Source organism: Shewanella sp. MMG014 (assembly GCF_018100775.1).
Classification (GTDB): domain Bacteria; phylum Pseudomonadota; class Gammaproteobacteria; order Enterobacterales; family Shewanellaceae; genus Shewanella; species Shewanella japonica.
In genome coordinates this window covers 81,106-105,849 of the sequence record NZ_JAGJDZ010000003.1, presented here as the reverse complement: position 1 = coordinate 105,849, position 24,744 = coordinate 81,106, and the positions used below count along the sequence as shown (strand labels likewise).

14 protein-coding genes are annotated in these 24,744 nt (G+C 42.3%); 13 read left to right on the top strand and 1 reads right to left on the bottom strand.

Annotated features, from left to right (window positions below):
• Positions 1-158: 158 nt before the first annotated feature.
• Positions 159-416: a YgjV family protein gene (locus tag J8L86_RS05715; RefSeq protein ID WP_055023557.1), complete on the bottom strand. Its 258-nt coding sequence runs from the start codon at positions 414-416 to the stop codon at positions 159-161.
• Positions 417-798: 382 nt separating this feature from the next.
• Here J8L86_RS05715 and rraA point away from each other — a divergent pair, with 382 nt between their 5' ends.
• The 13 genes from rraA to J8L86_RS05650 all read left to right on the top strand — a co-directional run bounded on the left by rraA (position 799) and on the right by J8L86_RS05650 (position 24,712).
• Positions 799-1,284, top strand: coding sequence for a ribonuclease E activity regulator RraA (gene rraA / locus J8L86_RS05710; RefSeq protein ID WP_055023558.1), 486 nt, complete (start codon positions 799-801; stop codon positions 1,282-1,284).
• Between the two features lie 259 nt (positions 1,285-1,543).
• Complete coding sequence (locus J8L86_RS05705) at positions 1,544-2,581, top strand: formimidoylglutamase (protein WP_211029280.1); 1,038 nt, start codon at positions 1,544-1,546, stop codon at positions 2,579-2,581.
• A gap of 364 nt (positions 2,582-2,945) precedes the next feature.
• Positions 2,946-3,701, top strand: a complete 756-nt coding sequence (ubiE, locus tag J8L86_RS05700; RefSeq protein ID WP_055023560.1) for a bifunctional demethylmenaquinone methyltransferase/2-methoxy-6-polyprenyl-1,4-benzoquinol methylase UbiE — start codon at positions 2,946-2,948, stop codon at positions 3,699-3,701.
• On the top strand, positions 3,701-4,321 hold the full coding sequence (locus J8L86_RS05695; protein ID WP_211029278.1) for an SCP2 sterol-binding domain-containing protein: 621 nt from the start codon (positions 3,701-3,703) through the stop codon (positions 4,319-4,321). The genes ubiE and J8L86_RS05695 overlap by 1 nt, the downstream gene beginning before the upstream one ends.
• Positions 4,318-5,967: a ubiquinone biosynthesis regulatory protein kinase UbiB gene (ubiB, locus tag J8L86_RS05690; RefSeq protein ID WP_055023562.1), complete on the top strand. Its 1,650-nt coding sequence runs from the start codon at positions 4,318-4,320 to the stop codon at positions 5,965-5,967. The genes J8L86_RS05695 and ubiB overlap by 4 nt, the downstream gene beginning before the upstream one ends.
• Before the next feature lie 101 nt (positions 5,968-6,068).
• The gene (gene tatA, locus J8L86_RS05685; RefSeq protein WP_055023563.1) at positions 6,069-6,308 is read left to right on the top strand and encodes a Sec-independent protein translocase subunit TatA; all 240 of its coding nucleotides are present in this window, start codon (positions 6,069-6,071) and stop codon (positions 6,306-6,308) included.
• Positions 6,309-6,314: 6 nt separating this feature from the next.
• A complete protein-coding gene (tatB, locus tag J8L86_RS05680) occupies positions 6,315-6,713 on the top strand; it encodes a Sec-independent protein translocase protein TatB (RefSeq protein ID WP_055023564.1) in 399 nt (132 codons plus the stop codon).
• A gap of 10 nt (positions 6,714-6,723) precedes the next feature.
• Complete coding sequence (gene tatC, locus J8L86_RS05675) at positions 6,724-7,482, top strand: twin-arginine translocase subunit TatC (protein WP_055023565.1); 759 nt, start codon at positions 6,724-6,726, stop codon at positions 7,480-7,482.
• Positions 7,483-7,537: 55 nt separating this feature from the next.
• On the top strand, positions 7,538-8,131 hold the full coding sequence (locus J8L86_RS05670) for a hypothetical protein (protein WP_211029276.1): 594 nt from the start codon (positions 7,538-7,540) through the stop codon (positions 8,129-8,131).
• Between the two features lie 2 nt (positions 8,132-8,133).
• Positions 8,134-8,931: a TatD family hydrolase gene (locus J8L86_RS05665; RefSeq protein WP_211029274.1), complete on the top strand. Its 798-nt coding sequence runs from the start codon at positions 8,134-8,136 to the stop codon at positions 8,929-8,931.
• Positions 8,931-10,901 carry a diguanylate cyclase gene (locus tag J8L86_RS05660; RefSeq protein WP_247663242.1) on the top strand — a complete coding sequence of 657 codons (1,971 nt, stop codon included), beginning with the start codon at positions 8,931-8,933 and terminating at the stop codon, positions 10,899-10,901. Before J8L86_RS05665 ends, J8L86_RS05660 begins: the two co-directional genes overlap by 1 nt.
• A gap of 26 nt (positions 10,902-10,927) precedes the next feature.
• Complete coding sequence (gene hemB / locus J8L86_RS05655) at positions 10,928-11,938, top strand: porphobilinogen synthase (protein ID WP_055023568.1); 1,011 nt, start codon at positions 10,928-10,930, stop codon at positions 11,936-11,938.
• 207 nt (positions 11,939-12,145) lie between these two features.
• Complete coding sequence (locus J8L86_RS05650; protein WP_211029272.1) at positions 12,146-24,712, top strand: adhesin; 12,567 nt, start codon at positions 12,146-12,148, stop codon at positions 24,710-24,712.
• The last annotated feature ends 32 nt before the right edge of the window (positions 24,713-24,744 follow it).

Here is a 24,744-nt window from a genome sequence, read left to right as displayed (position 1 = left end):
CACAAACAGGCAAGCTTGCATCAGCCTTTATATGTCAATAAAGCGTTGGAACTGACATAAAGATAAAAACGAGAGAGGATATATGAAGCGTGGTTGGTAAATAGTAAATTTCAGTGATGGATTAAGGTGCCCAATAAAGGCACCTCGCTTGACCATTTTTACGCAGACGCTTCAGATAAGCTTTCTGACTTATTGGTACGATAGATTTTGATCAAATGGAAAATATTGATCCCCGCAACGAAGGCATTCATACCTGCTACTGGCCATGCTTCAATTTGCACACCGTAAATAACGAATAATGTACAACCCACAAAGTTTAACCAACGTAGCCAGATAATATCTTTCATCATTAATGAAATAGCCACCATAACTGATGCGCCATAACCTATGATTTCAACAACGTTTAACCCTTCCATAAGAACCTCTCATTAAGGCCCTCTGCCATCCATAAGCGTTACGGGGGGTCCGTGCCCCTAAAGCAAATAAAACAAACTGCATTTAATTAAGCGCTGATATTAACAAAATTTCATACAAGGTTGTAATAAAAAACCGTAATAAGATGACTAAGATCAATATAAACATCCTAATCCACCACTAATGTAAGTTAGTTTCCTACAACTTAGTCTCTGGTGCGATGTTGTGGGATTTCTCAACATCAGTTTATAAATCAACTTGTTGGTTTATCGTCATCTGGTGATGAATATCGCTTTTAATTTCACAAAAAGCTCATATAATTCATTTAAGATTGCTTAACTACTAGCGAGAAGTAACAAATCGCTACCCCCAAGGAGTGTCACTATGGAATACAACACCTCAGAACTGTGTGATATGTATTTAGATGTTGTTGATGTCGTAGAACCTATGTTCAGTAATTACGGCGGTACGAGCTCTTTTGGTGGTTCTATTAGCACCATTAAATGCTTCGAAGATAACGGCCTTATCGCAGATGCACTGCAAGCAGATGGTGAAGGAAAAGTATTATTAGTTGATGGCGGCGGTTCGATGCGTCGTGCACTAATCGATGCTTCTATTGCCGAGATTGCTGTTGCCAACAAGTGGGAAGGCATCATTGTTTATGGTTCTGTCCGAGATGTCGACACACTTGAAGAAATGGACATTGGCATTCAAGCACTCGCTTCAATCCCAATTGGCGCTGATGGTAATGGTGTCGGTGAAGTTGAAATCCCAGTTAACTTTGGCGGTGTAACCTTCTTACCTTGCGATCATATTTATGCTGATAATACTGGCATTATTTTATCGCCAGAAGCTTTAGACATCGACTAATCAACTTTCACCTTGTGAAGGTTAATTGATAACTACCGTCATATCATGAGCAGTCAAAATTAAAGCCAGCTTTGCTGGCTTTTTTATTTACTGTAATAGAACATTGTTTAAGCTAAATCTGCTTTACTCATTCATCACTGTCATGAACAATAGTGGCACAAGGCATCACAATAAATGCGCTAATAGCCCTTGTGGCCACAACAATAACGAACCCAACCTCGATAACAATAATACTTAACACGAGATAAAGTAGGTTTTTATGCTACAGATAATGACGCACGAAGCAATTAAGCAGTTTGTCTCCCCCCGTGATGGAGAGACAAAATTAGGACAAACAGTGCACGTGCTTGCACCATCCTTAACTAACAGTGCGGCGCAACAAGAAGCTTTACAGCAGTTTAAATCCCAAGGCGGACAGTTCGTTATTCTTGGGATCAGCGAAGATGCAGGCCCTAGAGCTAACCTTGGTCGAGGTGGAGCAAATACGGCTTTTGAAGCAACGATGTCGCAATGGTTGAACTTGCAATCAAACAGATACCTTCACGGAAAAGAATGCCTTATTTTAGGCAACCTCCTACCTCACCATCTCGATGACAATACCACTCAAGCAGACTTATCAAAAGCAACAGCTGAATTAGATGAGCAAGTTATCAACATCGTCAGTCAAATATTTGCAGCACAATTAACGCCTATAGTGATCGGCGGCGGTCATAACAATGCTTATGGCCTTTTAATGGCTGTAAAAGGTCAATTTAATCAAGCTGCTGCGGCGGTCAATCTCGATCCACATAGCGATTTTCGACCACGAGAAGGCCGACACAGTGGCAATGGATTTAGCTACGCTGCTGCCAATGGTGCATTAAGTTACTACCATGTACTTGGATTACATGAACTTAAAAATAGCGAAGCGACACTAGAACAACTCAGTTTATTTGGTGGTCAGTGGCATACTTTCCAGCAAATTTGGGTCAGACGAGAAATCAGCTTAACTGAGGCATTAACCCAGATAAGTAAGAATATTAATCAAACCCAATTACCAGTGGCGTTAGAGCTTGATGTCGATGCTATCGCTAAAATGCCGAGTAGTGCCTCAACTTTTGCAGGTATACCACTACTTGATGCCTGCCACTACGTCAGTTATATGGCTAAACATACTCAAACTGCATACTTACATATTGCTGAAGCTGCACCGCTATGTCATGAAGCGGGCGAGTCTGCTGGCAATAGAGATGTGGGTCAAAGTGTGAGTGAATTGATTTATGCTTATATTCAAGCCAAGCAACCGCAACACTATTAAAAAACACAAAAACAACTTTAAATCAGAGTGTTACCGACATTCAATTTAAGACTAGGCGGTCATACTGGCAAAATGATAACGCCTACAAAGTATCAAGCACTGCGTAAAGTTGAACCCAGTGTTTAATTAAGGCGTATGATATTGACAGTTATGCTGTATTTGCGCCATTTGAGACTATTCAATATCGAGTCGTTTTGTGGTCTAATGCAGAGCAATTTTTTGCAAAGCTGCAAAACGATTCTGGTTTGCCACTTTCCACGCTGTTTCTAGTAAACTTGATCACACTCTCGCTGATTAAAGTTTCTGCAAAGCAAGCAATGGCATACACTCGCAGTTAATTATCGCACATTATAGGAATACACAAATGTCTGAGGGCGACCCAAAGAACACGCATTTTGGTTATAAAACCGTTGAATCAGAAAAGAAAGCTGACTTAGTTGCTGACGTATTTCACTCGGTTGCGGCTAAATACGACATTATGAATGACGTGATGTCTTTTGGTGTTCATCGTTTCTGGAAACGTCACACCATTGCGACAGCGGGTGCACGTCCAGGTATGAAAGTGTTGGACTTAGCAGGTGGAACCGGTGACTTAACCGCAAAGTTTTCACACCTCGTTGGTGATCGTGGCCAAGTGATTTTAGCTGATATCAACGACTCTATGTTGAAAGTTGGCCGCACTAAACTGCGTGACAAAGGCATTGTAGGTAATGTTGATTACGTTCAAGCTAATGCCGAAGCATTGCCATTTCCTGATAACTACTTCGACATCATTACCATTGCATTTGGCCTACGTAACGTCACCGACAAAGATGCCGCTTTACGCTCAATGCGCCGCGTATTAAAACCAGGTGGAAAGTTATTAGTGCTTGAGTTCTCTAAACCTCAGCATGAAGTCATGCGTAAAGTGTATGATATGTATAGCTTTAAAGTATTACCTAAGATGGGAGCATTAATTACACAAGATGCTGACAGCTACGAATACCTTGCTGAATCAATTCGTATGCATCCAGATCAAGACACATTAAAACAAATGATGGTTGATGCTGGTTTTGAACAAGTCGATTACACCAACATGACTGATGGTGTCGTTGCACTACATCGTGGTTACAAGTTCTAATGCAACCGAATCATTTTTCACTATTGGCTTGCGCTGCATTCGAAACTGCTATTGAGCAGTTACAAGCGCAAGACAAGGGTGAATATGCGCGCCTTAAGCCATTACACGGTAAAGTATTTTGCATTCAGCTTACTCAAGTTGAATGGCCGCTTTACCTTGTATTCGCTAAAAAAATTCAAGTACTCAACGCTTACGAAGGTGATGTGGATGTCAGCGTAACAGCCGATGCCACTACCCTGTATCAGGTTTCAGAAGGTGACAGCCTAACTGAGTTAATCAAGCAAGATAAGCTTAAGCTAGATGGCGACGTCAACTTGTTACAAAGCTTCAGTCACTACTTACGCCACATTGAATTAGACTTCGCCGAGCCTATCTCAAAATATATCGGTGATGCACCCACTCACATCTTGGTATCGGGTACAAAACAATTAGCGCAAACAGCCAAGCAGGTCTTCGAAAAATCTCGCTCTCACGTGGGTCAATTAACCACTGAAGAGTACCGGCTTGCACCTCATCAAATAGAATTCATCCATTTTCGTGATAATCTGGAAGAGTTAGCAGAAAGCACAACTGCCATAGAAACCAGAATTGCATCACTAAGAGAAAAGATTACCCCATGACAATTGCCAGTATCAGACGTGGTTATCAAGTCATCAAAACTGTATTGCATTACGGCCTAGATGAGATTATTGCTAATAAGAAAACCCCCTGGTACTTCAGTTTGCTTCGCAATTGCTTCTTCTGGCTTCGCAATCAACACAAAGATAAACCCGCAGCAGAACGCTTAAAACTGGCGATGCAAGAACTAGGACCGGTCTACATTAAGTTGGGCCAAATGTTGTCCACACGTCGTGACTTGTTGAATGACGAGTGGGCAAATGAGTTATCAATGTTGCAAGACAGAGTCCCTCCTTTTGATTCAGCACTCGCTAGACAGGCTATTGAAGCTGAATTAAAAGCACCAATCGAAAGCTTATTCGATAACTTTGATGAAACCCCACTCGCATCAGCCTCAATTTCACAAGTACATACTGCAAATTTAAAAGAAAATGGCGCCGAAGTGGTACTGAAAGTCCTTCGTCCCAATGTCGAAGCGCAGGTGCAAGCCGATTTACAATTAATGTGTCAGGCTGCAGATCTACTTGAAAAGCTGTTAGGAGAAGGCAACCGCCTACGCCCTGCTGAAGTAATTGATGATTATCGCACCACAATACTAGGTGAGTTAAACCTGAATCTAGAAGCCCTTAATGCGGTTAAACTGCGCAATAACTTCTTAGATTCTGACGCCTTATATGTACCCTATGTCTATGAAGACTATTGCTACCCTCGTTTGATGGTCATGGAACGCGTTTATGGTATCCCTGTATCAGACGTTGAAGCACTGAAAGCCCAAGGCACAAACCTTAAATTACTAGCAGAGCGCGGTGTAGAGCTATTTTTCACCCAAGTATTCCGCGATAACTTTTTCCATGCTGACATGCACCCTGGTAATATCTTTATTAGCCGTGAGCACCCAGACAATCCATTTTATATCGGTATGGATTGCGGCATCATGGGCACATTAAGCGATGTCGATAAACGATACTTAGCTGAAAACTTTCTTGCTTTCTTTAACCGAGACTACCAACGAATTGCACAGCTTTATATTGAATCAGGCTGGGTATCTGAAAACACAGACGTACTGGCATTTGAGCAAGCCGTTAAAGTGGTGTGTGAGCCGATGTTCAATAAACCATTAGATGAAATATCATTCGGTCACGTGTTACTAGAGCTGTTCCGCACAGCCCGCCAATTCGACATTGTGGTGCAGCCACAACTGGTTTTACTCGAAAAAACATTACTTTACATTGAGGGGTTAGGCCGTCAGCTTTATCCTCAACTTGACTTGTGGTCGACAGCAAAACCATTTTTAGAGCAATGGATGTCTGAACAAGTCGGGCCTAAAGCGATTTTTGACAAAGTGAAAATGAAAAGTCCTTACTGGGCAGAAAAGTTACCTGAATTCCCAGAACTGATTTATGACAACCTAAAAGTGGGCCGAAAACTGCTGGGAACTCAGCAACAGATGTTAGATAAGTACCTGAAGTTTCAGCACAAAGCTCATAAGAGCAATTACTTATTAATAACATCTGCTGTATTGTTGATCTGTGGCACACTATTATTAAATCAAGACGCTACACTATGGCCTTCTTATATTTGTATCACATCAGGTATAGTGCTTTGGCTCACAGGATGGAGATCCAGACCAAAGAATCGTAAATTTTAACTAGCACTTATTCATTAGAGGTTCATAATACTCGATGTAATAAAGGTTATAATTTTGACTTTATTCAAAATCACGTTTTTATTCTTATAGAGGAAATGTTCATGGGCGGCATCAGTATTTGGCAGCTTCTTATCATTGCGTTAATTGTTGTTTTGTTATTCGGAACTAAAAAGTTACGTTCTTTAGGTGGTGATTTAGGTGGCGCTGTTAAAGGCTTCAAAAATGCTATGAATCCTGAAGACGAAGAGAAAAAGTCTTTAGAAGATAAAGAAAGCACAGCGAAAACTTCTCAACAGGCAACTGAACAAAAGTCCGAGTCAAAGGACAAAGAACAGGCGTAATTCATTATGTTTGACGGTATTGGCTTTATGGAGCTACTGCTGATTGGTATTTTGGGGCTAGTGGTATTGGGCCCCGAAAGACTCCCGACTGCAGTACGTTCAATATCTGGGTGGATTCGCTCATTAAAGCGAATGGCAAACTCTGTTAAAGACGAATTAGAGCAAGAGCTTAAAATCGAAGAGCTACATGCTGATCTGAAAAAAGCTGAAAGCAAAGGTTTGTCTAACTTATCTCCTGAATTACAAGAGTCTATTGATCAGCTAAAAGATGCTGCGCAATCGGTTAATCGTCCTTATCAAGTAGAGGACATTAATAAAGATGCTGCAACAGCAAAACCAGCTGAAAGCGCCACTACAACTAGTGAGCAAGCAGCAGACTCGACCAGTTCAAATACCAAAAGCTAGCGGGTAATCAATGTCACAACAGCTACCTCTCATTAGTCATTTGCTTGAATTGCGTAATAAGTTACTCAGAGCTATCGGCAGTGTTTTGCTGGTATTTATCTGTTTAGTTTATTGGGCAAATGATATTTATCATTATATGGCGATCCCATTAATGCAATCACTGCCTGAAACAAGCAGCATGATTGCAACAGATGTAGCTGCGCCATTTTTCGCCCCATTTAAATTAACCTTAGTGTTGTCATTTTTTGTGGCAATTCCCTATGTGTTATATCAGGCGTGGTCTTTTGTCGCACCGGGGTTATACAAGCACGAAAAGCGCCTTATTACACCACTGTTATTCAGTAGTACACTGTTGTTCTATCTTGGAATTGCATTTGCGTACTACATTGTCTTTCCAGTTGTGTTTGGCTTTTTTACCAGTGTGGCACCAGAAGGGGTTACCGTTGCAACGGATATCAGTAGCTACTTAAGCTTTATTCTGAAGCTATTTTTTGCCTTTGGATTAGCCTTTGAAATTCCCGTTGCTGTAGTATTAATGTGTTGGGCTGGCGTAACCACTCCCGAAGAATTAAAGCAAAAACGACCATACATTGTCGTAGGCGCATTCGTCGTGGGTATGATGCTGACTCCACCGGATATTATTTCTCAAACAATGTTAGCTGTTCCTATGTTAATATTATTTGAAGGCGGCCTCATAGCAGCTAAGCTATACACGCCAAAAGAAGATACAGATAACGAAGAGTCTAAGAGTGAAAGCACTGACAGCTAAGTAATGCATTTAATACTCATGGACTAGTAAAACAATAATAAAGAAGGATTCTGTTATGCGTTTAACCTTGGTTGCCACTTTTGCTTTGGCTATCACTTCTCAAGCTCATGCCTCAGTGGAAGAGCAATTGGCAACATGTGCCAGTCATACCGATAAACTGGACCGTCTAATGTGTTACGACGCATTAGCGGCCTCAGTTTCTACAGCAACATCTACACTTTCAACATCCCAGACTGCTAAACCAGTCACTGCGCCTGCAGCAGTTGCAGTGACGTCAACTCCAACAAACACAGCACCTGTTACGCCAACAGCGGCAGCAGCGCCTGTTGAAGCGAACGCTAACACCGCTGAACAAGAGTTTGGTTTGAAGAATGTCGCTGAAAAAGATGAACAGGAATTTGGCTTAAAACAAGTCGCTGATGACGAAGAAGATGTTCGTCTATATGCCGAAGTGTCATCCATAAAGAAAGATCCTTATGGTTCATTAATTGTGACATTAGCCAATGAGCAAACTTGGAAACAAGTAGGAACTGAGCGCTATAAGCTCAAATCTGGCCAAACCATCTTTATCAAAAAAGGCGCACTAGGTTCATTTTTACTTGGTAGTGATGGCCGCAATTCAACCATGCGAGTTAAACGTCTCAAGTAATTATGTCTCAACATATCGATATTGCGGTTAACCTACTCAGTAGTCGGTTAGTAGCAGATATAGACACTATTATTCACAATGCAGCGGAGAAAAATGTATCTCCGCTGATTGTTATTGGCAGTGACCTATCTGAAAGTACTGATGCCATCACCCTTTGCCAGCAATACCCAATGCAGTTGTTGTCTACGGCAGGTGTACATCCACACCAAGCCAGTACTTGGAATGGGTCCAGTACAGCTGAGCTACAATCCCTAGTGGACTCTGAGCATGTCGTTGCGATTGGTGAATGCGGTTTAGACTATAATCGTGACTTTTCTCCTCGAGACAAGCAACGTGAAGCATTCGATGCCCAACTGGCATTAGCAGTAAAACTGCAAATGCCAGTATTAATGCATTGTCGTGATGCCCATGACGACTTTGTTGAAATAGTATCTCAATATAGGCAACAATTACCTGCCGCAGTACTGCACTGCTTTACCGGAACAAGAGATGAGCTACTTGCTTGTATTGAACTCGATCTTCATATTGGCATTACGGGATGGGTGTGTGATGAAAGGCGTGGTGCTGAACTTGCCAGTATTGTCCCTCTGATTCCTGATAACCGGATTATGGTTGAAACCGATAGCCCCTATCTGTTGCCAAGAAGTATGAGACCTAAACCTAAATCGAGTAAAAACTTACCGCAATATTTACCTTATATTGTCGACTATATTGCCCAGCTTCGTGGGCAAACCTATGAACAATTTTCGGATCATTGTTACCGCAATAGCGTTAACTTTTTTAATCTAGGCAACAACTAATGCCTAGAGCACCGCTAACTCACTACAGTGCCATATTATTGTTCTCGCTTTTCAGCTTACTTTTTTGCGCAGCGAGCATGGCAATCGATCATGATTATGTACAAAGCCAAACTCAAGTATCAGCGATTAATAATCAAGATGTTTTTGACACAAACGAGCATAAAAATACCCCTCTCAGACTAACAGAATCTTCCATCACCAAAATTGATCTCACTGATTGGCTCTACATCCATAACTCCAATAATATAACCGAGCTTGCTACCCTCACCTTACACAATAACAACAAGCAAAATTGGCATAAATTTACCGAAGCAGACATGCGCTCGATTGGAGCGAAAAATACTTGGGTCAGCTTCAGTATTTATAATCCTAACGATCAATTGTCACGCATTATCGCCTTAGATAACCCACTGTTAGATAGATTGAAGTTGTTTCATCTAGTGGATAATGATTTAAAGAATGTTGAACTGATGGGGGATAGCCTGCCTTTTGATCAACGTCCATTGCAAAGTAACTTATTTCTATATCCGTTCGACATGAAACCCGGCGAGCTACATACTTTTTATTTTAAAATTAATAATCGCGGCACACTCAATATCCCCTTAGTGCTTTGGAGCAAGAATGATTTTAGCCATGCGATAGAAACCCAGAGCCTAGTGCATGGGCTTCAAATTGGTATTTTAATCGCAATTAGCTTATTCAGTTTATTTATTGCATTGGCTTCTGGCTCGTTCAGTTACAGCTATTACTGCGGTTATGTCATGAGCTTAACGATCATTGTCACGAGCATTTATGGTATTTCATTTCAGTATATTTGGCCTTCATTGCCTGGACTGCAGCAATTAATCATTCCGATGATGATCCCTATCGCATTAGCTTTTGCATTGATGTTTACTGAAAAGGTTATGCAACTTAAATATCATAATAAACGCATGTTGCTAATGGGACGCTACTTGGCAGTTTATTGTGTATTCCTAAGCTTAGTGATCTCATTTTTAAATTTTGAAGTGACCATATACCTCCTGGGTGTATCAATCATTTTAATTAGTTTTACCTTAATTGTGTTTTCACTAATACAAGTTCTAAAAGGCACTAAAAACGCTCGCTTCCATGCCATAGGCCGTATTGGTTTATTTGCTGGTTCTTTAATATCAGCATTAATCTATTTAGGTCATATTAGCTGGCAAATATTGCCGCAAACTCCAATTATGGTTGGGCTGACCTTTGAGGTCATTATCATGTCAGCAGTATTGGCTATGCGCTATAACGATGAGCGCAAAGCAAAATTACAAATGCAGAAAAAAGCGCTTGAACAAGCGGTAAGGTTACAACAAAACCGAGATGAAGCACTACGAGCTGAAGCGCAAGCGAACGAGCGCTTAGAACAAATGGTGGCACAGCGAACCTTAGAACTTGAAGTGACCTTGCGTGAGTTAAATGAAGCTAACCAAAAACTCACTCAGCAGAATACCATTGACAGTTTAACGGGTGTTAAAAACCGTAGTGCTTTTGATAAGCGTCTTGCCGCTGAGGGTCGTATCAGTCGTCGTCAACAGACACCATTGGCGATATTAATGATTGATATCGATAAGTTTAAAGACATTAACGATCAACATGGCCATCTTGCTGGCGATCACTCAATAAAAGTGATTGCGACTACAATTTCAGATTTTTTAAAACGTCCAACCGATCTGGTGTCACGTTTTGGTGGTGAAGAGTTTGCTATTATATTACCGAATACTGATAGTGAAGGAGCCATGCAGTTAGCAGAGCAAGTTCGCTTAGCAATATCCAAGTTATCCATTGATTGGGAGAATAACCCTATTCCCCTTTTTGTAAGTATTGGAGTCAGTGCTTCGGTAATTGAAACTGATGAACACCCAACTCTGCTACTTGAACAAGCCGATAAAGCGCTTTACCAAGCTAAGCGCAATGGACGAAACCAAGTAAGCCTATTTTCGTCCGAATAAGAGCAAATTAATATCAGGAGTCGAATGTGAATATTATTACTAGTGCGTTTCCACAGCGCAGAATGCGCCGCATGCGTAAACATGATTTCAGCCGCCGTTTAATGTCAGAAAACAAATTGTCGGTAAATGATCTTATCTACCCAATGTTTATTCTTGAAGGTAACAATCGCACTGAACAAGTGGCTTCTATGCCAGGTGTTGAACGTTATTCAATCGATTTATTGCTTAAAGAAGCGGCTGAACTCGTTGAATTAGGTATTCCGCTTATTGCCTTATTCCCTGTGACTCCGGCAGAAAAGAAATCATTAATGGCTGAAGAAGCTTATAACCCTGATGGGCTGGTTCAGCGTGCTGTGCGTGAACTAAAGCAAGCTTTCCCTGAGTTGGGCGTGATGACTGATGTGGCTTTAGATCCATTCACCACTCACGGTCAAGATGGCATTATTGATGATGAAGGTTATATTCTTAACGACATCACCACTGAAATCTTAGTCAAACAAGCCCTATCTCATGCTGAAGCAGGTGCTGATATTGTTGCGCCTTCTGACATGATGGATGGCCGTATTGGCGCTATCCGTGAAGCACTGGAAGCTGCGGGTCATGTGAATACCCAAATTATGGCTTATTCAGCCAAGTACTCTTCTAGCTATTATGGCCCATTCCGTGATGCAGTAGGCTCAGCAGGCAACCTTAAAGGTGGCAACAAGCACAGCTATCAAATGGATCCAGCCAATAGTGATGAAGCACTTCACGAAGTCGCATTAGATATTCAAGAAGGTGCTGACATGGTGATGGTTAAACCTGGTATGCCGTATTTGGATATTGTTCGCCGCGTTAAAACAGAACTTGCAGTACCAACATTTGCCTATCAGGTCAGCGGCGAATATGCGATGCACATGGCTGCGATTCAAAATGGTTGGTTAGCCGAAAAAGCCATCGTAATGGAATCATTACTTTGCTTTAAGCGTGCTGGCGCTGATGGAATTTTAACCTATTTTGCAAAATCTGCCGCTCAGTGGCTTAAAGAAGACAAATAAAAATTATTGATTGTTTTAAAAAAGAGGCCAATCGGCCTCTTTTTTTGTATCTTTATGAATCAAAACAGGTGAATATTTCATCATCGCTTTAAAATTTAAAAAACAAGGTTTATGCTTTAAATTGCGCTTAATTTGTTGGTGATCCTCGTCATAAGCGGTAAACGTATTTGATTACTGACAACAATGGATTGAAATTAAGGAATGCAAATGATTGTTGATGGTGTAGATGTGTTGTACTACGTTAAAATTGGCTCAAGCATTTTCGCTGTAGCGAACGATGGTCAATGGCATGCGGTTACGCTAGATAACGTCAGCAATGAATTAACCGTTCATGACGTCAATGCTGAAAGTATTTTTATTAATGCAGACAGCGCCCCTTATATTGTTGTCGACCAACAAAGCGTTTTGCTGCCTAATTCATTACTGATTAATTCAGCCAAAGACGAAGGGCTGCAAAATGGCCCAGCTCAAGATAGCTCGACTGAACCCGTGCCTACCAGCTCAAATACTTCTGGCGAGAACAGTAATAATGTCAGTAATAGCGGGCTTAACTACTTCTACCAAATCATTCAAACTCGATATAATGCGCTCATTGCCCAATCTGGTTACGACACTCAAGGCGATGAACAATTCAATTCTACTGACTCAATCAATTCCCTTGTTGGCAGCCAAGATACTTTTTTAACGTTAACTTTATCTGTCAATATTGAAGATGCAAACGACGGCTATTTAAACCAGTTTGAAGTCCCTACGGTCGATATCAATGGCCAAGCACTCGATGCTCGAAATGGGCAAGTACTCCAGCTCACGCTAACGGATATCCAGGGTCAGCAAATTGTATTGTCAGTATTGGTGATGAATGAGTCATGGCAAGTGAATGGGCTTGATATATCAACCCTAGCTGAAGGACTGATTACCGCAGAAATCAGTGCACCAACCTATCAAGGTGAAGCTGCACCAGCAACTGATCAAACCATTAAAGATACCCTCGCCAGCATTACCATTGAAATTGAAGACAATGATAATGTTATCAATGCTGCAGAAATTATCTCTGTCACCATCAAAGGTAACGTCACTAACGTCGAAGATGGTCAGACAGTGCTTGTGACGTTAACTGATGCCAGTGGTCATTCTCGCACAATGTCAACCACGGTAATGAGTGGTGCTTGGCAGCTTGATGCTCAAGACCTTTCCGACTTTGATCAAGGTTCACTCACCGCAACCGCAGAAGTGATTGATATAGCGGGTAACCCCATTGCCGCCACTACAGCAGATCCTATTGATATCCTTGCGAATATTGATATTAGCGTTGATACAGGCAATGACGAATTTGTTAATCGGTTCGAGATGAAAAAGCTCGATTTCTCAGGTCGTGTGGTTGATGTCGAAGATGGCCAGACTGTCACCATCACAATTACCGATATCAATGGCCAAGTATTAACCTTTACCACCCAAGTTATTAATGGCGCTTGGCAAATAGATAACGCTGATATTGAAGCTTTAGTTGATGGAGAATTGCGATTTGATGTCGATACAACAGACTTAGCAGGCAATCCAGCCAGTGCTTCAACTACAGTGATTAAAGATACCATCGCCAATGTCACCATTAATGTCATTGACTCAGACAACCTATTAAACCAGCAAGAAATTGATGACCTCAATACTATTTTTGGTATTGCCAATAATATTGAAGATGGGCAAAAAATCTTCATCACTATCACTGATAGTTTAGGGCAAGTATTCACCCTGTCATCAGAAGTCACTCATGGTATCTGGAGTTTATCAGGCTTAGATGCTTCAGATTTAGCAGACGGGGTATTGCACCTTTATGCCGTGGCAATTGATGCAGAAGGTAACCCTGCATTTGGTAGTAATACCATTATCAAAGATACCCAAGCAGGGATCACCGTTGACATTATCGATAATGATGGCGTTATCAATGCAGCAGAACAAACACAAGTCGGCATACAAGGTAGTGTATCTAAAGTTGAAGATGGCCAAACCGTCACAGTAAGAGTAAGTGATGCTCACGGCAATGCATTAACACTCACGACCACTGTCATTAATGGCCAATGGTCATTGCCTGCCCAAGATTTAAGTCATTTTGATGATGGTACTCTAATCGTTATCGCTGAAGTCAGTGATATCGCTGGCAACCTTGCAACGGCGACGACATCGATGCCAGTCGATACCACCGCAGAGATTAGTATCGATTTTCTGGATAATGATGGTGTTATCAATTCAACAGAAATCACTAACGTATATTTTCATGGTAGCGTAGCGAATGTAGAAGATGGTCAAACTGTTATCATCAATTTAACCGATGATTTAGGTAACACACGAACGATAACAACCTCTGTGATTAACGGACTTTGGGCCCTACCTTCACAAGATCTGTCAGCCTTTGATCAAAACTCGTTAGTGGCAACCGCCACCGTCACAGATATTGCAGGAAATACCGCAAGCTCATCATTGCCACTCCCGATTGATACCCTAGCAAGTATTAGTGTTGAAATTATTGATAATGATGGCGTGATTAATGCCGCTGAAATGACTCAAGTGGTGATTCAAGGGACTGTGACGAATGTTGAAGATGGCCAAACGGTCACCGTACTGCTCTTTGATAATCAAGGTAATACACTAACGTTAACCGCGATAGTCTCAAACGGAGAATGGCAACTCGCTGCGCAAGATTTATCAAGTTTTGATGATGGATCACTGTTCGTAACTGCGCAGGCAAGCGATCTTGCAGGTAACCCTGCAACGGCAGCAACGCAGTTACCTGTCGATATTCTTGCTGACATTAATATCGACGTCGACACTGGCCGTGATGACATTATTAATCGTTTTGAAATGCTACGGTTAGATTTTTCAGGGCAAGTCAATGATGTCGAAGACGGCCAAAGCGTGACGATTATCGTCACTGACTCTTTGGGTACATCGTTAACTTTTACCACCACTATCACAGCGGGAAATTGGCAAATTGATAATGCCGATATCTCTTCACTCGTTGATGGTGATATCCAATTTGCCGTTAGCACCGTTGATATCGCAGGTAACCCAGCCTCAACCTCTACGATTGTCACCAAAGACTCCCTGGCTGCTGTCACCATAGAAGCTGTCGACGATGATAATACGCTCAATGCGATTGAAGTCTCCACAACGACTTTACGAGGTGAAGCACTTAATATTGAAGATGGTCAGAACGTACTTGTATGGGTCACCGATATTAATGGCTTACGCCTTATTTTCAATACCACAGTTGTTGATGGCCAATGGCAGTTAGATAATCTAGATTTATCTTCACTAGCAGAAGGTGAACTCAGCCTAAGAGCCTTATCCATTGACGTTGAAGGCAATCCAAGTATTGGTAACAACACCGTAGCCAAAGATACCCTTGCCGAAATCACTGTTGAAATCATTGATAGCGATGGCGTGATTAATGCCGCCGAAATGGCTCAAGTGGTGATTCAAGGGACGGTTACCCATATCGAAGATGGTCAAACCGTAACGATAAACCTCACTGATAACCAAGGTCATAGCCTCACGTTAACAGCTCAAGTCAATGGTGGAATCTGGCAATTACCAGCCCAAGACCTATCGGGTTTTGATGATGGCTCTTTAGAGGTCACAGCAACCGTAAACGATATTGCAGGTAATCCTGCTACTGCCACCGCTCAGTTACCTGTCGATATTCTTGCCGATATCACGGTTGAAATCCTTGATAATGATGGTGTCATTAACGCCACTGAAATGACACAAGTGGTTATTCAGGGCACGGTAACCGATGTTGAAGACAACCAAACCGTCACCGTTGTCATTACCGATAATCAAGGCCATAGTCTAACGTTAACCACACAAGTCATTGCTGGAGTTTGGCAACTTGCTGCTCAAGACTTATCTGGTTTTGATGATGGCTCTTTAGAAGTCACAGCAAGTGTTAACGATGATGCAGGCAACCCTACCACTGCGACAACTCAGTTACCCGTTGATACCACGGCTGTCATTACAATTAACATCATAGATAACGACGATATCATTAACCAAACTGAGCTTTTGGCCGTCGTTGTTAGCGGGACCGTCACTAATATTGAAACAGGACAAGATGTGACTGTCACGCTTACGGATGCGAATAATACTTCCACCAGCATCATCACCACGGTCAATAGTGACGGTACGTGGACCATTTCAGCGCAAGATCTAGCCGCGTTAGGTTTTGTTGATGGTATTTTAACAGCATCAGCAACGGCAACCGATGTCGCGGGAAATACCGCCAGCGCAACGGATCAACTTGTTATTGATACTCAAGTAACCATTGATATCGATACTGGCGCAGATGGGTTTGACGTCGGGTTATTTACCTATGGTCGAGAGTCATCTTTATCTGGCACCACAACAGGTGCAGAAGAAGGCCAAACAGTCACTCTAACGCTAACTGATGGAGTCACCACCAAAACATTTACTACTGATGTTAAGGCCGATGGCACTTGGGAGTTTGATGAAACCATAGATGTAGATGGATTAGATCAACGTGTAAGTTGGCAGATGAGTGTCAGTGTGACCGACCTTGCAGGGAATACCGCTACAGATGAAATGCCGTATTTAGATATTCCTGATGATGGTTATTTATATGAGTTAGTGCTAAACATTAACAATCAAACAAGTGCCCAGTTTAGTTTTGATATTCCTAATGCCGAGCTGACGTTATCAACTGACCAATCCTTCCTTTTACAAAACCAATCTAATGGCCAAGACTTGTCGATTGTGATCGCGCCAAACAGCCTGTCTTTCCAAGTTTTTAGGGATGGAGATAACGAACTCGTCCTTGAAGCGACGCTTATCGGAACCGAACTCGACGTTACCCTTTATCAAACGCTAGATAACCCTGCTACAGGTAATTTATCCACATTAATTCGAGTTGAGGGGCTGCAAACGGATACAGATGGCACAACTGAGCAAATCATTACTTACGCCATACTGCATGTAAAAGATACCCCTGAATTAGCCATAGACGATCACTTCACAGCCATTGAAGATACCGCTATGACGGGCTCGATAACCGGTAACGATTACACTATCGAAGGCCCACTGGTCGTCGAAACCGTCACATTTAATGGCATCGATTACCCCGTATTAGAAGGCTCTCCAGCTGTTATTGATACGGGTAAAGGTGAATTAACGGTTTTATACAATGGCTTTTGGCGATTTGAGGCAAGTGACAATCTAGATAACACCGTAGAACAATCCATAAGTTTTGACTACACAGTTACGGACTTTGACGGCAGTATTGCATCTGCAACCAGTACCATTATCATCGCTGACGGTGCAATTGGTAACATGAGTGATGTCAGCTTTTCGACTGCAGAAGCGATTATCAACTCCCCTAATACAGACTCACGCTCTTTTACCATTTCCGCAGGTTCAGACTCCATCGTCGCCAGTTCTGTGGTGTTTAGTAGTTTATCGTTAATCCCATTAACCGCATTAGGACTAACATCTAATGGCGACGGTCTCAGTTATATCCTCAGTCCAGATGCTAAAACCATCACTGCATCTGCAAATGGAGTCACTGTATTTACCTTATCTCTTTCTGCTGTCAGTAATGGCGATGATGTCGATGTGACAGCGGTGATGACATTAACTAGGCCATTAGATCATTACAGTGCTGAATCACTGGAATTAGCCACATTAATCGATGCCAATGATATTGATGGCAGTCATATCGATTTAGGTAACCTTAAATGGAACATACAAGATGGCAATGATGCAGCTATCAATAATATTGAAACCTTGATTTTTGATGAAACAAATCTCATAGGAACACCTATTGCCCAAACAGGTCTGTTTGATATTCAAGTCGGTGCCGATGCTATCGACACATTAGGGTTTGATATTGACCAGCTTCCTGAGCTCACCGTTGGCGGTGAAGCGATTCAATTTGACTTATCCGCTGATGGATTAACGCTGACCGCACATACTGGCGATCCTGCTCAACCAATATTTACCATTGCGATCGACAATGGCTGGAATAATGAATCTGACACTTTATCTCATGGCTATACAACAACGCTCCATCAACCTTTTGATCAAATTGATACTGACGACATCAACTTTGGCTTATTCATAACTGATAATGATGGCGATACAACACAAGCCACGATGACGTTGACAGTAAAAGATGATGAAGCAGGTGAAATTACTGGTATCACAGTGCAAATTAGCGAGCTGCCTAGCGTTACTCTAGGTGTTGATAACCGTGCTAGTGGCTTTATTAATATCAGTGCTAAAGGCGACCCCATCGTCGATATCAAATTTGCCATTACCGATGGCGACGTGGTTGTAGATGCAGACAATAATGATGTGACTCAAAATGGGTCACTCGTGTATTGGGTGATATCTAATGACGGGGCAACAGCAGAAGGACAAACAGCTGACGGAACTGTTGTGTTCAGAATGAGCCTGCCAACAGACATCCATATCGATGCCGAGTCCACAGCTCAAATTGATTTTGAAATGCGTATGTTAGGCCCAATTGATAACATCGCAGGCTCGGGGGTTGAAAGCAAAATCAACGTCGATGTTGTCGCAACCGACAGCGACAACACAGATATAAACGCCATTATTTCTATCGATATTTACGATGGAGAATCTCCAAGTCTGCCTTCTTCGCTCATCTTAACAATCGACGAAGGTGAGCTAGTCGACAACAACAGCGTCCTTAGCAGTGCGGTATTAAATATCGATAATGGCAGTGATGATATCAGTAGTATTGAATTTGATCCCAGCTTTACTTTTGGGGCTTATACCAGTAGTGGGCAGTCAATATTACTCAGTAATTTTGCTGATGGTAACGGCTGGTATACCGCCATTAGAGCCGGAGACAGTAGTGAAGTATTTAGAGTGCGATTTAACGCCAATGGTAAAGTTGAATTTGAGCAATTTGAGGCCATAGACCATCCTGATGGCAATGGTGAAAATACCTTAACCATCAGTTTTGACGTTATCGCAACCGATGCCGATGGCGATACCTCAAACAGTCAAACGATACATATCAATGTTCAAGATGATGTCCCCATTCAGCATGACTCATCACTCACCTTTACCGAAGAAAACAATGCTGACCACAGTGTTAATTTGTTTAATCAAAAACAACAAGGCGCTGATGGAGCACAAGTCAGTAAATTTATATACAAAGGCACAGAATATTCAGCAGGCGATTCCGTTGAACTCTTTACCGATACCGGAGTTAAGTACGGAACGTTAGTGATTACTGCCAACGGTAAAGCCACAGTAACCAGTATGATTTTTGAATATGATGAACTGTTTTATAGTGAAGTGGTTCAGGTATATGTCACCGATACTGATGGTGATACCGTCATTGATAACCTCACCATCACGGCTAACGATAAAGCAGGCTCTATCAAGGTGCTCAACCCCAATTATACCGAAGATACACCTGGGGCTTTATCTATCGTCGCCTTGCCTGGCGATATTGATGAAGGGGAAATCATTCAAAGCATTGTCATCAACAAAGCATCTTTAGCAGGTGGCACACTCACATTAGATGGCCAACCTGTCAGCCTAGATGCCGATGGGAACTATATCTTGAGTAGTGGAGATCTGTTGATCAGTAATCTTGGTATAGCAATTCCTAGCGGTGACTTAGTGTTCCATCCTCCTGAAGACGCCTCGGATGCAACCTTAACCATCAACGCTGAAATCACAGTCAATATTAATAACAAACCGTCAATCTCGACTGAAGTTCCGTTGACTATCGCCTCTGTTGCCGATACACCTGAATGGGAAAACACCAGCCAGTTTACCTATGATGTCAATGAAGATGATGGTGCTTTCAATATAAGCCTGTCAGCCAGTACTAAGGATGTCGTTGGCATTGATGCTCAAGGCTCTGAGGTCATGACCTATGTCATTTTCAATATTGCACTAGGTATTCAGCTCACCAGTACAAACAGTGAAGGTGTGCAATTCTCTATCGCCAATGGCCAAGAAATCAGTGCAGATGAATTAGCATTATTACAAGCTACAGTCGGTGAAAATTTAGCGGGCCAATATAGCTTTGATGTTAGGGCCATCTCGACTGAGCCTGATAATGGCGATACTGCGCAAAGCACCAATGAAACAATCACCATCAATGTCACCCCAATTGCTGATGCTCCCACATTAGTGACTCGTGATATCAATGGTCAAGAAGATCAGCCTATCGCTTTAAACACAATTTTATTTGGCGAATTAACCGATACATCTGGCTCTGAAAGCCTCCATTTTGAATTAACCTTACCAGATGGTTGGCAGATTGATGCCCCAAGCGCTATCCATCTAGGCAACAATGTGTGGACTGTCTCGGTAGACGATCTTTTTGCCAGTCCAGAAGCCATGCTAGTGCCTTTAGCAGACGCAAGCTCTGCAAATCTTGGCGACTTTACTATTTCGGTTCGCAGCTATGCGACAGAAACTACCCAGGATGGTATCGTTCCAGTAGACAGTATTATCAATCCCAACCCCAATTACAGTGCCCCACAAACCATAACGATAGCTCTCACTGGTGTCGCCAATGATGCGCCAACCATCACCTCAGATCCCACAGTCTGGGAAATTACCAATGATGGTAATATCAATTCAGTGGCGGCGTTCAATGAGGACACTGATATTCCGCTATCATTTACGGTAATTAGCTCAGATGTTGATGGCTCAGAAAGTTTAAGCTTACGCATTGTGGGCTTGCCTGACGGTGCAAACTTTGTCGACAGCAATGGCCAGATTGTTAATTTACCCGTAGTCGGTTTTGACGGTTCAGCACCTATTTATAGCGTTACAGCAGCAGAGTTATCTGCACTGTCAATCAGACCCGCTGAAGATTTTAGTGGTCAAATTAACTTACAACTATTTGTCGAAAGCACCGAATTAGATGGCGATAGTGCGCAATACGAACTCAATCTCAATATTGATATTGCCCCAGTAATTGATGAAACATCCGCAACATTAACTACCACCAGCAATGGCAAAGAAGATCAACCTATTGTACTGAGTTTAATACCGGCTTTATTAGCCGATATTGACGGTAGTGAAAGCATCACAGATATGACGATCTTTCCTTCTAGTGAGGGGATCATTTACTTATTCGATGGCGCTGAAATAACCGTGGGCAGTTCAGGCCTATTACTATCTGAACTTACCGATGAATTTAGCCCAACATTAATAGAGTTACTCAACTCGGGACGCTTAGCCGTACTGCCACCACAAGATGCTGACGGTACTTTCTCATTAGACGTTATTTATCAAATTACCGACACCTCTGATACAGGAGAAACGTCGGTTCAAGATATCGCGAGTCAGCTTTCTATTGAAGTCGATGCCGTTGTAGAAGGCATCACACGATTACAGGTGAACAACACCGTCCTTTATAGTCCAGATGGCCAACCAATTACCATTGGCGATGATATTGTGTTTTTTGATGGTGATATTGATGGCTCTGAAGTACTCGACTATATCGTTATTACCATGCCAAGTGCTGACGGCTGGTATGTCACCCATCCAAATGGCGCAATTAACGACGGTGATGGCCGATGGATAATTCCTAGCAATAATATGACCAGTGACTCAGTTCAAGAACAATCACTGGCGATTTTAGAAGGAATGACCATATCAAGTGACCACATCACACTCTTTCAAGCTATCCTTGTAGAAGCCAGAGTGCTAGATAGAGATGACCCAGAAGTTATTTCAGCCAATATTTTTGTTACCTTTGATCAACCCACTTCAACCTCAACAGCTTCAACTGTGACGGCACTGCAATCGACGACCGTAGATGCTACCGAAGATAACGCCATCAGTTTTGCTGGCCACTTAAACTTATCCATCACGAGCGATAATAATGATGTGATTAGCTTTAGAGTGCTTGCTAGCGATCTCCCACAAGGGGGCTATTTCAGTGGCAGTGATGTCATTGCGCTTTATGATGCCAGCGGTGAAAACGTGATTGAATATGTCTTTACCACAGCATCATTAAGTAACCTCACACTGCACAATGTTGCCGACGACTTTGCCGGAGACATGGTCATCCCTATTCGCATTATTGCAACGGACTCACTCAGTGGTGACACCCTAGTTGATGATAGCCAGAGTCTGGATATTAATATCTCCCCTATCGCTGATGGCCTATCGCTAGATGTATTAGTTGATACTATGGATGAGGACGATCCGACACCACTTGGCTTGTTCCTTAGTTATGAGGATCAAGATCCAACTGCTGATAATGGTGGCGTTGAAAAAGTGGTGCTTGATAATCCCGCCCAATTATTCACCATACAACTGCTCGATGGTGGTCAGCTAATTGATAACTCAGGATTATTCCAATTAAAGTCTGGCACCACAGATACATGGGAATTCACAGGTTCTACCAATCCTGCATTAAATTCAGCGCTGGCCTTATTACAATTTTCGCCTCCCGAGCATTTAAGTGGAGACTTTAGGTTACAGATATCAGGTGCAGTCAGTGACACCGCTGATATTGACTCAGCAGATGTCATCGATACCACCAATTTCAGTGACACAATTACGATTCATGTAAACCCAGTAACCGACGCTGCTGACATTCCAGCAGGCCTAATCACTATCAACGGTACAGAAGATACCGATATTTTGCTTAGTGGCATTAATAGCTCAGTTATCGGCTTAATTGATTTAGATGGTTCAGAGGTGCAATACATCACTCTTAATGGCGTGCCAGAAGGGGCGACTGTCTATTACCAAGATGCAGGTGGTGATTTACACATTCTGCCAAACAATGGCGCTGATGGCGGTCAACTCAATGGTACTCCGACAACCTATTGGACAGTCACACCCGATCAACTAGATAGCATAGTCGTTAAGCCGCCACACAACTTTAACGGTGATATGCCACTGTCTCTATCCATCATCACCCAAGAGTTAGGCACAGATGATTTTGTGACTACCTCAATGGACTTTATTGTAGGCGTCAGCCCTATCGCAGATGGCGTACAAATCATTTCTGCTCCAGATGATTATACGGGTAACGAGGGCGATGACATCAAAGTAGAAATTGCCGCAGAATTACTTAATCTCGATGGGAGTGAATTCTTTGTTGTTGATTTTCTAATCACCTCAAGTGACGCCAGTGCCCTTGTCGACCTTGAAGGGGTAGAAATTGATGGGCAATTTGTTGCTTTAACCGCTAATGGTTCAGGTGGATATATCGCCAGCTTAATTGTTGAAGCCGTCAGCTTAGCAGAAGTCAAAATATTACCTGGTGAACTTGCCTTTGGTACGCTCAATGTTGAAATGGCAATTTCCAGTATTGATACTGCAGAAGTCCTCGGCTCGGAAGAGCTCGACAGAAGTCAAAGCCAAACCGTGTCCTTTGATATTGAATTAACCCCAGAGGTCGATCCGCCTATTTGGACTCAATTTGCCGACTTCACGACCAATCAAACTGACAATATCGCTTTAAACTTGGGCTTAGAGCTGCAAAACCCTGCACCAAATGAAACCGCAACATTAACGATTCTTGGCCTATCGGATGGCATGACGCTTTCGAAAGGTGAAAAACAAGGCAATAAATGGATTGTTAATATTGAAGATGTCGCAGGGCTTACATTAAGCGGTGCGACAGACGGGGAAACAATTACCTTATCACTCGATCCGATTGCGACATTAGGTTCTGATGTGGCCGATGGTGAACTTGAAACCATCACCATTACCGTTGATAGCAACGCCGTGGTGGCTAATGCATTTGCAGCGAATACATTTGCAGCGAATGCCGCCTACGTTTCAGCTTTCAATATGGCAATGGCGATGACGGTTACCCAGCCAACGGAACTCGACGATCCGATAGTCCATCCATTTAATGATGAAGCAGCGTTAGAGATGATGCAGCTCGATATCATGCAAGAAATGCATGAAAGAGCACAATTTGAGCAAGTGCGGCATTATGAACATGGCTATCGAAACCTGACTCCAACTGCCGCAGCTGTATTTGCTGAAATCGAGTTAATGGAACAAACCGTCGCTCGTTATCAATATGAGCAGTCGCGTAACCCATTATCAAGCCAACCTATAGACGCCATTTTACCTATTGATGAACCAGTCATATCAGATGACATACCGATTCATCAAGATACGATGTCCCCTGTTGCGTCTAATGACTACAGTAAATTTACCTTAGATTCTGAGCCCGACTTTGAACCAGGGGCTGAACCAAACTTTCAACCAGAATCTGAACCAGAGTTTCAACCAGAGTCTGAGCCATTGCTCAGCGGTAAACCTGAATACGGATATCAAGATCCGCAACCTATTACCGACGCTGAAGCTCAAACAGTAGAGCCCATTTTTAGTCATCTCGATAATAACTTAGCCCTATTCAGTGAAATGAGCCCAGTAGCGCAAGAGTTGTTGGAACAAGCACTGCCCAATGAAGGTTTATCAACAATAACGATTGAGTCAACCAGCCAATTATCAATCGATATGCAGCAAACTCATTCATATGACAAGCTTATTCAGCAGCCAGGTTTTGATGAGATACAGCCAATTCCAGACGACACCCAAATGAATGCAACATCAGAGAATCAAACAGAGGCTGAAAACCTATTAGCGCTCACTGATGCGATAAAACAGTCCATGGCACATCAGCAAGATATCTCATTATTCGATGTGCAAACAGATGTCCATTTAAGCCAAACTGAATTGGATGAAATAAACCAATTAGCCGCCCATCAGGCCTTATTAAATCAAAGCTAGAATCAAAAACTAAAAATGCATAAGGATACGCA

What these genes read in the sequence shown, in the direction of transcription:
- tatC (WP_055023565.1), top strand. Translation starts at nt 6,724, where the DNA reads ATGTCACAACAGCTACCTCTCATTAGTCATTTGCTTGAATTGCGTAAT.
- rraA (WP_055023558.1), top strand. Translation starts at nt 799, where the DNA reads ATGGAATACAACACCTCAGAACTGTGTGATATGTATTTAGATGTTGTT.
- J8L86_RS05670 (WP_211029276.1), top strand. Translation starts at nt 7,538, where the DNA reads ATGCGTTTAACCTTGGTTGCCACTTTTGCTTTGGCTATCACTTCTCAA.
- J8L86_RS05695 (WP_211029278.1), top strand. Translation starts at nt 3,701, where the DNA reads ATGCAACCGAATCATTTTTCACTATTGGCTTGCGCTGCATTCGAAACT.
- ubiB (WP_055023562.1), top strand. Translation starts at nt 4,318, where the DNA reads ATGACAATTGCCAGTATCAGACGTGGTTATCAAGTCATCAAAACTGTA.
- J8L86_RS05705 (WP_211029280.1), top strand. Translation starts at nt 1,544, where the DNA reads ATGCTACAGATAATGACGCACGAAGCAATTAAGCAGTTTGTCTCCCCC.
- tatB (WP_055023564.1), top strand. Translation starts at nt 6,315, where the DNA reads ATGTTTGACGGTATTGGCTTTATGGAGCTACTGCTGATTGGTATTTTG.
- tatA (WP_055023563.1), top strand. Translation starts at nt 6,069, where the DNA reads ATGGGCGGCATCAGTATTTGGCAGCTTCTTATCATTGCGTTAATTGTT.
- J8L86_RS05715 (WP_055023557.1), bottom strand. Translation starts at nt 416, where the DNA reads ATGGAAGGGTTAAACGTTGTTGAAATCATAGGTTATGGCGCATCAGTT.
- J8L86_RS05650 (WP_211029272.1), top strand. Translation starts at nt 12,146, where the DNA reads ATGATTGTTGATGGTGTAGATGTGTTGTACTACGTTAAAATTGGCTCA.
- J8L86_RS05660 (WP_247663242.1), top strand. Translation starts at nt 8,931, where the DNA reads ATGCCTAGAGCACCGCTAACTCACTACAGTGCCATATTATTGTTCTCG.
- J8L86_RS05665 (WP_211029274.1), top strand. Translation starts at nt 8,134, where the DNA reads ATGTCTCAACATATCGATATTGCGGTTAACCTACTCAGTAGTCGGTTA.
- ubiE (WP_055023560.1), top strand. Translation starts at nt 2,946, where the DNA reads ATGTCTGAGGGCGACCCAAAGAACACGCATTTTGGTTATAAAACCGTT.